This window comes from Clostridium sp. 19966 (assembly GCF_032335695.1).
GTDB lineage: Bacteria > Bacillota > Clostridia > Clostridiales > Clostridiaceae > JACTOJ01.
This window is the reverse complement of the sequence record NZ_JACTOJ010000006.1, coordinates 133,503-146,421: the sequence shown is the minus strand read 5'-3', so window position 1 is coordinate 146,421 and position 12,919 is coordinate 133,503. Positions and strand designations below refer to the sequence as shown.

13 protein-coding genes are annotated in these 12,919 nt (G+C 32.3%); 12 read left to right on the top strand and 1 reads right to left on the bottom strand.

The window, feature by feature from the left end; translation table 11 throughout:
- Position 1 precedes the first annotated feature (1 nt).
- The 12 genes from fliQ (at position 2) to IAI10_RS08220 (ending at position 11,222) form a co-directional block, all read left to right on the top strand.
- Complete coding sequence (fliQ, locus tag IAI10_RS08275; RefSeq protein ID WP_315672830.1) at positions 2–271, top strand: flagellar biosynthesis protein FliQ; 270 nt, start codon at positions 2–4, stop codon at positions 269–271.
- 14 nt (positions 272–285) lie between these two features.
- Positions 286–2,127: a fused FliR family export protein/FlhB family type III secretion system protein gene (locus IAI10_RS08270; protein WP_315672829.1), complete on the top strand. Its 1,842-nt coding sequence runs from the start codon at positions 286–288 to the stop codon at positions 2,125–2,127.
- A 19-nt stretch (positions 2,128–2,146) separates the two neighbouring features.
- Positions 2,147–4,222, top strand: a complete 2,076-nt coding sequence (flhA, locus tag IAI10_RS08265) for a flagellar biosynthesis protein FlhA (RefSeq protein ID WP_315672828.1) — start codon at positions 2,147–2,149, stop codon at positions 4,220–4,222.
- Positions 4,222–5,415: a flagellar biosynthesis protein FlhF gene (gene flhF / locus IAI10_RS08260; RefSeq protein ID WP_315672827.1), complete on the top strand. Its 1,194-nt coding sequence runs from the start codon at positions 4,222–4,224 to the stop codon at positions 5,413–5,415. The genes flhA and flhF overlap by 1 nt, the downstream gene beginning before the upstream one ends.
- Complete coding sequence (locus IAI10_RS08255; protein ID WP_315672826.1) at positions 5,409–6,266, top strand: MinD/ParA family protein; 858 nt, start codon at positions 5,409–5,411, stop codon at positions 6,264–6,266. Before flhF ends, IAI10_RS08255 begins: the two co-directional genes overlap by 7 nt.
- Before the next feature lie 11 nt (positions 6,267–6,277).
- A complete protein-coding gene (locus IAI10_RS08250) occupies positions 6,278–6,925 on the top strand; it encodes a flagellar brake domain-containing protein (RefSeq protein WP_315672825.1) in 648 nt (215 codons plus the stop codon).
- 66 nt (positions 6,926–6,991) lie between these two features.
- Entirely contained in the window at positions 6,992–7,726 is a 735-nt protein-coding gene (locus IAI10_RS08245) for a FliA/WhiG family RNA polymerase sigma factor (RefSeq protein WP_315672824.1), read from the top strand.
- A gap of 15 nt (positions 7,727–7,741) precedes the next feature.
- A complete protein-coding gene (locus IAI10_RS08240; RefSeq protein WP_315672823.1) occupies positions 7,742–8,182 on the top strand; it encodes a DUF6115 domain-containing protein in 441 nt (146 codons plus the stop codon).
- A gap of 191 nt (positions 8,183–8,373) precedes the next feature.
- A complete protein-coding gene (locus tag IAI10_RS08235; protein ID WP_315672822.1) occupies positions 8,374–9,156 on the top strand; it encodes a flagellar hook-basal body complex protein in 783 nt (260 codons plus the stop codon).
- 28 nt (positions 9,157–9,184) lie between these two features.
- The gene (locus tag IAI10_RS08230) at positions 9,185–9,973 is read left to right on the top strand and encodes a flagellar hook-basal body complex protein (protein WP_315672821.1); all 789 of its coding nucleotides are present in this window, start codon (positions 9,185–9,187) and stop codon (positions 9,971–9,973) included.
- A 75-nt stretch (positions 9,974–10,048) separates the two neighbouring features.
- Positions 10,049–10,318: a hypothetical protein gene (locus IAI10_RS08225; protein ID WP_315672820.1), complete on the top strand. Its 270-nt coding sequence runs from the start codon at positions 10,049–10,051 to the stop codon at positions 10,316–10,318.
- 160 nt (positions 10,319–10,478) lie between these two features.
- Positions 10,479–11,222 carry a hypothetical protein gene (locus tag IAI10_RS08220; protein ID WP_315672819.1) on the top strand — a complete coding sequence of 248 codons (744 nt, stop codon included), beginning with the start codon at positions 10,479–10,481 and terminating at the stop codon, positions 11,220–11,222.
- 40 nt (positions 11,223–11,262) lie between these two features.
- Here IAI10_RS08220 and IAI10_RS08215 read toward each other — a convergent pair whose 3' ends face one another.
- Positions 11,263–12,906 (bottom strand): putative manganese-dependent inorganic diphosphatase, encoded by a 1,644-nt coding sequence (locus IAI10_RS08215; RefSeq protein WP_315672818.1) that lies wholly within the window; start codon positions 12,904–12,906, stop codon positions 11,263–11,265.
- Positions 12,907–12,919 lie beyond the last annotated feature (13 nt).

The following is a 12,919-nucleotide window of genomic DNA, read 5'->3' as shown; positions in this document are numbered from 1 at the left end:
TATGAATGAAAATTTACTGGTGGGAATTGTAAAGGATGCTATTACTACAGGATTATTGGTATCGGCGCCAATACTTATAGTATCAGTAGTGATAGGTTTGTTAATAAGTATTTTTCAAGCAACTACATCTATTCAGGAGCAGACTTTAACATTTGTTCCTAAGCTTATAGCAATAGCTGTTATAGGACTTATAGCAGGAGGATGGATGCTCCACAAAATAATGGATTTTACAGTAAGAATATTCGATCTCATAACTCAGGTAACTAAATAGGCAGGAGGATAAAGTTGGTAAGCACATCGTATTACATAGCACTTTTATTAATATTTTTAAGAATGGTTACTTTTACTGCATTAGTGCCTATTTTTTTCCCAAAGGGAACACCGGCAATTATGAAAGCATTTTTTTCTGCTGTAATAGCCATGATTATTGTTCCATCTATAGATGTTACAGCTGTGAATTCTATAGATTCAAATTTTAGTATATATTTTTTTATGATTAATGAGGTTATTACAGGATTATTTTTAGGAGCTATCACAAATATTTGTTTTTTGGTTTTCAGTATGGCTGGGCAGATGATAGATATACAAATAGGACTATCCATGGCCACCATGTTTGATCCAAATTCAGAAACTAGTACAACTTTAATTCAAAGATTAATGTATTGGGTGAGCTTTATAGTGTTTTTATTAATAGATGGGCACCATATGCTAATAAAAGCATTAGTACAAAGCTTTAAAATTGTAGGTATAGGAAAAACCATCATATTTAATGAAACCATAATGGCGGGTATAAATGCTATTACAAGCTATTTTGCTCTAGGGCTAAAAATTGCCATACCCATAGTGTTTATAATACTTCTGACAGATATAACCATGGGACTCGTTTCAAGAACAGTTCCGCAGCTTAATATTATGATACTTGGTCTTCCTGTAAAGATATTAATAGGTTTCTTATCTGTATCTTTAGCCATACCTATATTCATAAATTTTATGATAAACGCTTTTAATAATATTCCTCAGATATACAATGATATATTTAAGGCAATTCCAGGAATATTGATATTTGCATCTGAAGATAAAACAGAAGAGGCTACCCCTAAAAAGAAAAGCGATGCTAGGAAAAAGGGTCAGCTAGCCAGAAGTAAAGATATTGGACTTTCTTTTACTTTACTTGCCTGCACTTTAGTAATATCTATAGTAGGCCCTTATGTTGGAAAAAGTTTTAAAGCAATTTTAATATACTTTTTTACCCAAAACTTTAAAGATAATATGAGCTTTGTTAAATTAAGTCAAGTATCATTGATGTTTATATATGAAATGGCAATGATATTTCTTCCCATTGTGCTTCCAATAATGCTTATGGGAATAGTGTCTAGTTTTGCTCAAACTGGTTTTTTATTTACAGGAGAACCTATAAAACCAAGTTTTTCTAAAATAAATCCATTATCAGGATTAAAAAGGATATTTTCACCTAAAACGCTGGTGGAGACTTTAAAGCAAATAGTCATCATAACTGTAGTTGGCTATATAGGCTATGGCTATGTTAAGGACAATTACAATGACATAATGAATATGGGCAATATGAGTATTTCAGAAATACCTATACAATTTAGTAAAATAGTTATTGGCATATTTATAAAGATTACCATCGCATCCATCATTATAGCGGTTGTGGACTTTATATATCAGAAATATAATTATAGAAAAGATCTTAGAATGACTAAGCAGGAAATTAAAGAAGAGTTTAAGCAAAGTGAAGGTGATCCTCAAATTAAGGGGAAAATAAAGCAAAAGCAAAGAGAAATATCCAGAAGAAGAATGATGGCTGCAGTTCCAGATGCTACAGTGGTTATTACGAACCCTACTCATATAGCAGTAGCATTGAAGTACGATGATAAAGAAAGCGAGGCACCAATATTGGTTGCCAAAGGAACTGATATTACCGCCTTAAAAATAAAAGAAATCGCAAAAGAAAATGAGGTTCCAATAATAGAAAATAAACCTTTAGCCAGGATGATATATGAAGAAGTTGAGCTGGATTCTCAAATCCCAGTCAACATGTATCAGGCTGTAGCTGAAATACTAGCTGTTGTGTTTAAAATGAAGAAAAAAAGCAATCATAAATAAATTATAAAGGGTGATATTATTGGCTGTTAATAACAACACTAAAAGAAGCTTTAGCATTAAAAACCAATTTGATACTGTTGTTGCCTTTGGCGTAATTGGTATTATCTTAATGATTATAATACCTTTGCCTACTTGGATTATGGATATTCTCATAGCAACCAATATAAGCATCGCCATGGTAATTATACTACTCACTATGTTCACTACTGACGTATTAGAGTTTTCTGTATTTCCTACCATGCTACTTATAACTACACTTTTTAGATTGGCGCTTAACATATCCTCTACAAGACTTATATTGAGTCAAGCTGATGCTGGAAAAATAATTGAAGCCTTTGGAAGCTTCGTAGTTGGTAACAATTACGTGGTGGGAATAATCATATTTCTTATTATAATAGTTGTCCAATTCGTAGTTATAACTAATGGTGCAGGAAGAGTAGCAGAAGTATCTGCCAGATTTACATTGGATGCTATGCCTGGAAAACAGATGAGCATAGATGCAGATTTAAGTGCAGGACTAATTGACGAGGCAGGGGCTAGGAAGAGAAGAGAAAACCTTCAGAAAGAAGCTGATTTTTATGGAGCTATGGATGGTGCATCTAAGTTCGTAAAAGGTGATGCCATAGCCGGAATTGTAATAACCATGATTAATGTGCTTGGAGGAATAATAATAGGTGTCGTAATGATGAATTATGATATCTCAAAGGCAGCTACAACTTTTGTACGTCTTTCCATAGGTGATGGACTTGTGAGCCAGATTCCTGCTCTTCTAATATCTGTAGCTTCAGGTATTCTAGTTACTCGTTCAGGTGGAGAAGACAATTTTGGTAATGTACTTGCAAAGCAGTTTATAGCGTTCCCAAAGGTACTAGCTATTGCCTCTGCAATACTTGGATTGTTGGCTTTTATACCGGGATTTCCAACCATACCATTTTTAGTACTTTCAATCTCTATTGGTTTAGGAGCATATTTCCTTAGAAAAGATGAAGAGGAAAAAGCAATTATGGAAAAAGCTCATGAAGAAGCGCAAATAATAGAAACTGAAAGAAAAGAACCAGAGAATGTAATGAATCTAATTTCTGTGGAGCCTATGGAAGTAGAGATAGGTTATGGTCTTATTCCTTTAGCTGATGAAGTTTCAGGAGGAGATTTGCTTCAGAGAATATCTTCCGTTAGAAGGCAGTGTGCTATAGAGATGGGAGTTGTTGTACAACCTATACGAATAAGGGACAACCTTCAATTAAAAACTAATGAATATGTTATTAAAATTAGAGGAACAGTAATAGCATCTTCAGAATTAATGCCTAATATGCTTTTATGCATGGATCCTACAAATGAAATTGCAGAAATACCTGGTATCAGGACTATGGAGCCTACTTTTGGACTTCCAGCTGTCTGGATAAATAAAGATCAGAGAGAAGAAGCTGAAATAAAAGGCCTCACAGTAGTTGATCCTATAACAGTAATGGTTACTCATCTTACTGAGACAATTAAAGCTCATTCCTATGAGCTATTGGGCAGACAGGAAGTTAAGATGATAATAGAATCTGTTAAGGAAAAATACAGTGCTGTGGTTGAAGAACTTATACCAGATTTGATGACCATAGGAGAATTGCAGAAAGTGCTTCAAAGCCTGCTTAAGGAAAAGGTTCCAATAAAGGATATGGTTACAATATTAGAATCCTTGGCTGATAATTCGAGAGTTACTAAAGATATTGAACTTCTAACTGAATATGTTAGATTTGCATTAGCTAGAACAATATGCAATCCATTAATAGATGAAAATAGAGCAATCACAGTGGCTACATTAGATCCTAAATTAGAGGACACTATAGCAAATAACCTTCAAAAATCTGTGCAGGGAACTTTCCCAGCCTTAGATCCTAATACAACAGGGGCTATACTGGCAGCTATAAAGAATATTATGGAGAGCGTTAATTTTTATGATAATGTACCTATATTATTAGTTTCTCCAAAAATAAGGCCAGCCTTTAGAAGGCTTATAGAAATGGTGTACCCTAACATAGTTGTGCTGTCTTTAAATGAGATACCTAACGATGTTGAAATTAGAGCAGAAGGAGTCGTGACTGTCTAATGATTATAAAAAGGTATTTAGTAAAAAACATGAATGAAGCTATGACAAGGATAAGATACGAGTTAGGAAATGAAGCCGTAATTGTAAGTCAAAGAAAAGTGAGAAAAGGTGGTATTTCAGGGCTGTTTTCTCCAAAGATAATTGAGGTAACTGCTGCTGTGGATGATACGAAGAAAAAAGAATATAAAAATATAGATAATAATAGTATTGATACTATAAAACAGATATTAAATGACAAAATACAAAAGGATAGTGAAGAAAAAAAAGCAGCGGAAGATATAAGCAAAATTCAGCAGCAAAGAGAAGTTAGTTTGGGGGCTCCAGTATTAGAAAATTCCATAGCATCCAATAGAGATGAGTTATTGATGAAAGAATTTCAAGAAATGAAGGATATGCTTTCTGAAATAACTCAAGGCTCTAGCAAAACTCAATCTGCAAGAAAAACTAAATTGCAAAAGGATTTGGAAAATGCAGATATAGATGAAAACATAATAAAGAATGTTTTAACCAGAATAAAAAATGATAAGACGGAATTAGATGAGAAAGAAAAATTAAAAAATATAGTGAAGAGCTATATAAAGGTTTCAAAAGTAAATATGGATGGAGTGGTAGTTCTTGTAGGTCCAACTGGTGTGGGAAAAACAACAACCATAGCAAAACTAGCTGGTAAATTAGCTCTTATTGAAAAAAAGTCAGTGGGGTTAATAACAGTAGACACATATAGAATAGGTGCGGTAGAACAGCTTAGAACTTATGCAGAAATTATGAACATACCTTTCTCGGTAGTCATTACCATGAAAGAAATGGAAAAGGCATTGGAATCAATGTCACACTGCGATGTAGTGCTTGTAGATACTACTGGAAGAAGCAGCAAAAATACCATGCAAATCTCTGAATTAAGAGCATTTGTAGAAAAAACCAATTCTACCAATATTAATTTGGTTATGAGCTGCACCACTAAAACTAAAGACATTGAAGCTATTGCCGAAGGGTTTAAAGTATTAAATTATAACAGTGTTATAATAACAAAATTGGATGAGACTTCGACTTATGGCTCTTTGCTGAATATATTAAAATATTCTGGAAAACCGTTGAATTTTGTTACTACTGGTCAAAATGTACCTGATGATATAAAAACTATGGATTCTGATGAAATATGTAATTTAATATTAGGAGAAGAAACAGTATGTTAGATCAAGCAGAAAAACTTAGAAAATTGGCTGGAGGAAACTCCCAAAAATCAAATAAAGCTAAGGTTATTACTGTTACTTCAGGAAAAGGCGGGGTTGGAAAAAGTAATTTAGTGGTGAACCTTGCTATAACTCTTCAAAAGCTTGGTAACAGGGTCATGATAATTGATGCGGATGTAGGCATGGGGAATGATGACGTATTAATGGGCTTTTTGCCAAAATACAATATTTTTGATATAATAGTTAATAATAAAACTATTGAAGAAGTAGTAATTGAAGGACCATTTGGGGTTAAGCTCCTTCCTGCTGGATCAGGCTTAAATAAGATTGAAGATTTTTCTGAAGAGACAAGAAACAGCTTTTTAGAAAAACTGACAAGCTTAGACAATTTAGATTATATCCTTATGGATACTGGGGCTGGAATAAATAGAAGCGTACTTGGTTTTATAGCTTGCTGCGAAGAACTTATAATTCTAACCACTCCAGAACCTACATCTCTTACAGATGCCTATAGTTTAGTTAAAGCGGTAAATCACTTTAGGCTTAAATCAAAAGCAAAAGTTATTATAAACAGGGCCCTAGATGAGAAAGAAGCCTTGGTAACTTATAATAAGTTTAATGGAGCTGTATCAAATTTTTTAAAGATGGAACTTCAATACTTAGGTATGATTTCTGAAGATAAAAAGGTAGTTATGGCGGTTCGTTCTCAGCAGCCCTTTGTAGTTTCATATCCAGGCTGTGATGCGGCTAAGGATTTAGAAAGAATAGCAAACAATATAATGGGACTTCCGGTCAGCAGCCAGGGTACAGGTGTTCAGGGATTTTTCAAAAAAGTTTTTAATATTTTTTCTTAGCGGGGGTATCTATGGACATTGAATTGAACATTAACAGCAGAGTTGAAATTTTAAAGGATGATATGGCATTCAAAAGTATAATACAGGATACTAATGAGGAAAACTTAAGCATAAGTTTGCCTGTTCGTGATGGTGTATATATAACTCCACAGGTTGGAGAACAATTAGAAGTAATATACTATGATAATACACATGTTTATAAATTTACTGCCACAGTGATAACCAGAAAAAAAGAACAAAATGTTCCTGTACTGATATTAGATAGGCCTAAAAATATAATAAAAATACAAAGAAGAAAATTTGTAAGAATAAATATAAGGTACAGTATAAAATACAGCAAATTAATTAATAAAATTGATAGAAAAAAATTGGAACAAATTAAAGAAGATGATTTAAATCTATCAGGAGTGCTAGTAGATTTAAGCGGCGGAGGTTTCAGATTAAAGACAGCTGATGAACTAAGTTTAAATGAATTCATATTAGGTAATATGTCCATAGAGGGAGAAAATATAAAAATATTTGGAGAAGTTGTAAGAAAAGAAAAAGCAGAGGATAAACAGTTTTATTACGGGATAAGCTTTATTGAAATGGATGATAAAACTAGAGATAAAATAATACAAAACATATTTAAAATTATGAGAAAGCAGTTAAAAAATTGATTAAGACCATTTAGGACTATTTATATTAAATATGATTAAAAAATAAAAAACGTGGGGGGAATAAGCATGGAGTTTGCTAATACTTTAGATCTTAGAGAGCAAATTATAAGTAAATATATTCCACTTGTAAAATACATTGCATCCAGAGTAATAATTGGAAAGAGTAAGTATATGGAATACGAAGATTTAGTTGGATATGGCATGATAGGGTTGATGGATGCAATAAATAAATTTGACGAGTCAAAAGGCATGAAATTTTCCACCTACGCTTCCATAAGAATAAAGGGAGCAATGATAGATGAAATAAGGAAAAATAGTCCTATTCCTAAAGGTGCCATAGATAAGCTTAATAGATATAATGAAGCCGTCGAAAAGCTTCAAAGAAAGTTTCTAAGAGAGCCTACCGAACTGGAAATAGCAGCAGAACTAAATATCACAACAAAAGAAATAAGTGAAATTGACAGCTATATAAATTACATATCCCAAGTGTCTTTAGAAGATGTATTATTTACTGAGGATGATGATATGGAATTAAAGGGTACTGTTGAAGACAAAAAAAGTCCTAGTCCTGAAAGATCCTTAGAGGAAAAAGAAGAAATTCAAATGATAACCAAGGCTATAGAAGAGTTAAATGAAAAAGACAGAACTATACTTTCCTTATATTATTATGAAAGACTTACGCTTAAAGAGATAGGAAAGGTGCTTAATGTATCTGAATCAAGAGTATGTCAGCTTCATAGCAGGGCGATAACTCATATGAGAAGCATACTGAAAAAATTTAAGTATGAAGAATTCTATTAAATTGGAGAAAAACTCATGGCTATATTTTTGTATATTGTCGGAATATTGTTGATATTAATCAATTCTATATACTATTTAAAGGAAAAAAATGCATTTAAATCTGTTTTTAAGAAAAATCAGGAAGCTGTTACTGAAGAAAAAATTTCTATAGTTAATATGAGAAAGGAATTTGCTGAAACAGTATTAGAGCTTCAACAGGAAATTCAGGAAATAAAATCAAGATTTTCAATAGATAAAGAAGAAGAAATTCCTGAAAACCAGGAGGATGAAACTTTAGAAGAAGAACCAAAAGAGCTAGTGGAAAATAAAGAAAGCACACATGAAAGAAACTCCGGCGTCAGAGTGAATGAAATAGAAGAATTATTGAAATCTGGATTCAGCATAGATGAAATATGTGAAAAATTAGGTATAGGTAAGGGGGAGGTATTATTAATAAAAGAATTATACCTCAAATAAAAAAGCTTGGTAGATTTTTATTAGATAGAAAATTGCTCATAGGAGTAGGTATAGGAATAATAATAGCTACTGCAATGATGAGCATAGCTCAAAGTAGCATGTCAAGGAGTACAGTCGAGTCTAAGGCTAGAGCCCTTGGAATGGATTATTACAGCGAATCTAAAGTGTTAAAATAGAGGAGGAAATTGTTAATGATAAGAGGATTATATACTGCAGTTACAGGCTTAATGACTCAGGAGGCTAGACAGAATGTTATAACTCAGGACCTTTCCAATGCTAATACCACTGGATATAAATCAGATGATGTCAAAGTAAAAGATTTTAAAGAAGTTATGCTTCAAAACTATCAAAACATAGTCAATGGTAAAAATCAAAGATCTGTTATCGGAAGCTTAAGCTATGGCAGTGCTGTTGATGAGACGACTACTGATTTTTCCCAGGGCATATTAAAGGATACGGGATTGGATACTGATTTTGCTTTAAATGGTAAAGGCTTCTTTGTAGTTTCAAAAGATGATGGTACTGGAAATTTAACTAACTATTATACCCGAGATGGTCATTTTAGCGTAGATTTAAATGGATATTTAATAGATGAAAGTGGAAATAAAGTTATGGGCAGGAATTCTGCCACTGGTGCTGATGAACCAATACAGGTCGGAAATGCTAAGTTGACTATGGACAGCAGTAATAATCTTTATTTAGATGGTAAACAAGCTTACAAATTTGATTTAGTTGACTTTAATAATTATAATTCAATGCAAAAAATCGGCGACAATCTATATTCAGCTCAGAATCCTATAAATTCTGATGCGGTAGTAAATGAAAAAAAATTAGAAAACTCTAATGTGAATGTAGCAAATGCAGTAACAGACATGATGACTGCTTATAGAATCTACGAATCAAATCAAAAAGTTGTGCAAGCTATGGATGAAACATTAGGTAAGGCAGTTAATGACGTAGGTACTGTAAGATAAATTTATTTCATAAAGGAGTGATAACAAGATGCTTACTATATTTTGGAACAGTAGAAGTTCTATGACAGCTAATCAAGAAAAAATGGATGCTATTTCAAATAATATTGCAAACTCTGAAACGGATGGATATAAAAGAGAGACCGTAAGCTTTAAAGATTTAGTTTATGATACTTTCAAAAAGAATGGGTACGCAGTTACGGATAATACTACTAGGGGGCAGGATCCTTTTACAGGTACAGGAGTTAGAGCAGCTGATTGGATAAGAGACAATACTCAAGGACCATTGCAGGTTACTAACCAAGCTACTGATTTGGCTATAGATGGTCCTGGCTATTTCAGATTAACAGATACTAATGGTAATAAAGTTTATAGCAGAGCTGGCAAATTTGAGATTGATGGCAATGGACAATTAGTAGATAGTAAAGGAAACAGATTAGATATTCAATATAATGCTGGAGTAGATCCTAAAACTGTGCAATTCACTAAAGATAATTTCACAATTTCTTCTGATGGAAATATAACTGTAAAAGAAAATGGAAACTACGTTAATGTAGGAAAAATATCTTTATACCAATCACAAGGAAGCGAAGCTTTTGCATCAATAGGGGATAATTTATATCAGCCAGTAAATGGTGCAGCCGTTACTACAGTAACAGGTAGCGACATAAGGCAAAACATGCTAGAGGGTTCCAATGTTGATATGGGACAGGAAATGACAGATATGATAGTAACCCAGAGAGCCTATGAACTTGGATCAAAGGGAATAAAGGTAGCAGATGATATGTGGAACTTAGCAAATAATTTACGAGGAAAATAATTTCATTAATGTATATAATACAAATAATTCAGCATATAATGATACAGTGAATAATTTATTATTTGGAGTGTTGATATGTTAAATTACGATGAATTTATGGCATGTCCTATGTTATATCAAAATCATTGTATGCATAGAATGAACAAAGGGCAAGTGGTATGCCCTTATGCTTCTAGAGAATTTGAAGCTAATCCATATACGGAAGAATACAGCGTTTATTCTCCCGCAGTAAGATGTGTTGATCCTCAAAGCGTTAACGATGAGGCTGGAAGTATTTCTAATCTCTTTAGAAGCTCAGAGGATATTAGGATTAGAAAAGTACCTATCAATGATGTTACTGAATAATTATAAAAACTAAAGCTTTGAAAAAGGAATGGTATTATAGCTGCCATTCTTTTTTTATTTGGCTGTATTTTAAATTATTTTAGTAATAAATATGCATGCTTATAATATAAATAATATATATAGTAATAGAATATGGAGGAATTTTTTTGGGGTAGGATATTTGTTTGGATGTTTAATAAGCATAGTTCTCTGGAAGGTAGATAGAAGTTACTTTTTTAAAGGTATAGATAGATTTTTAGTAAGAATAGTGAAAAAAATACATATTGCAGAATACACATATTTATTTGGATTGGTTATTTTAATTTTTATTCATATTAGAGCACCAGAGGAAATTTATGATTTATTAACATTGCTTATTGTAATAGATATAAGTAACGCAGAGAGAAAGAATGTGATGGAGAAAGACACACATTTTTATGCATCCATATCCACCATATCCAGAGCTGTGGTAACTGGATTTATAGCACCATTATTTTATATAATAATTTTGGGTAATAAGGCTGCAATAGTTTATTTTCTCATAGCTAATATATGGGAAAGTAACGATTACAAAATATTAAGATCCCTATATAATATTATGACAATAATACCTGCTATGCTTACTCAGCCATTTTTGTATTCCGTGTATATTTTCAGAAATAAAATTATAAAGATAGATTTCAAAGGTGATTACACTTTAAATTGTGTTATTAGACCGCTCCTGAATATAGATATTTTTGGAGCCTATATTGAAAAAGTTAATTTTTATTATTATTTTTCGTTGGAGGGCATTAATTATATAAAAAATTATGGACAATATGAAAATAAAATTGAAATATCCTGCATAAAGGATTATTTATCCATAGCATATTGCATATGTATTTTAGCATTTGCAGTATTTTATATGATTACTGTAAATAATTAATGGGCAGAGTTAAATTACGCTGCCCATTAAAATTAATTTTTTAGCCATTTGTTATTGTAGTACTGAGTGGAGGAATTACCTGTTTCTTTCTAGAAACTACCTCTGGAAGGAAAGCACTGTTATTTTCATCTAATGTTACATTAAATGTTCTAGGCACCAAATCTTTGTCTGGACCAGCTGCGATTATTTTTGAACCGCCATTTAATATATCTGTAACTAAAAGCAATAAGAAATTAAAGTTACCTTTAGTCGCTTTTTCTTCCATATAGGCAAGCATTTCCTCTTTCATTGGATCAAAGCTATCTATATCCATTGTTCCAACTTGAGATACTCCAAAATCTACATCATTTACAGAGAAGGTCTTGTAGTCCTGATGGAATATTTGCTCTAAAGTTTTTCCTTTTAATGAAGTACCTGCTTTAAACATTTCTTTAGAGAATTTTTCAGGATCAATTTCAGCTATAGCAGCTAATCTCTTTAGTATCATTCTATCAACATTTGTTGTAGTAGGAGATTTTAATAAAAGAGTGTCGGATATTATTGCTGCACACAATACTCCAGCAGCCTTCTTGCTTGGCTTAATTCCATTTTCAAAGAAAATAGAAGCTACTATTGTACAGGTACTTCCTACAGGTTCATTTCTATAATAGATAGGGTTTCCTGTTTGAATATCTGCTATTCTATGATGATCTATTATTTCTAATATATCTGCATCCTCAAGACCATGAACAGATTGAGATTTTTCGCTGTGGTCTAGAATTATAATCTTTTTCTTGTTTTTAGATATAAGATGATATCTAGAAATACTTCCAATAACCTTATCCTTATTATCTAATACAGGATAACTTCTATATCTTGTTTCCAGCATTATGTCCTTTACTTCATCCACGAAATCATCTGTATTAAAGCTTACAATATTGTCTCTAGTCATAACATAGCTTATTGGAATACTTTGAGTGATAAGTCTAGATGCAGTAAAAGCATCAAAAGGAGTTATGATTACTGAGCAATCCTTTGACTTTGCAAGCTCTAATATATCATCATTAACTTCTTTGTTGTCAGTAACTACAAGAACGGAAGCTTCTTTTTCGATTATTAGCTTTTGCATTTCTGATGAATTATCACAAATAACTACATCGCCTTTTTCCAGCTTATCAATTATATTTTCTTCTTTAACAGATGAAACAAGTATTTTTCCATGATAAGTTGGCTCTTTATCAGAAACAAATTTTACCTTAGCTGAAAGAGCTTCTATTATATTCTCAATTTTAGTATTGCTCTTTGACAGGATTTTATCGTCCCAAACATCCATAAAAGTTGTTATGAGGTTTGAAGTTGATAGCATTCCTATAAGATTGTTATGCTCGTTAGTAACAGGAAGGGTGTTTATGCTGTGTTTTTTCATAAGGCTCCAAGCCATTTTTAATGAGATATCAGCAGAAACCGGAGCTATTTTGTCCATGCTAAGATCTGCTACCTGAGCTTTAACTGTATCTATAAGCATAGGAGGTTTAATATCGAAATATTCTAATATAAATTTAGTTTCATTATTTAATTCTCCAAGTCTCACCGGTACAGCTGGTATACTTTGAGTTTTATTTTTAAATTCCGCATAAGCGATAGCTGAACATATAGAATCTGAATCTGGATTCTTATGACCAGTTATGTAAATTATGTCATTCATTGTCATATTCCTT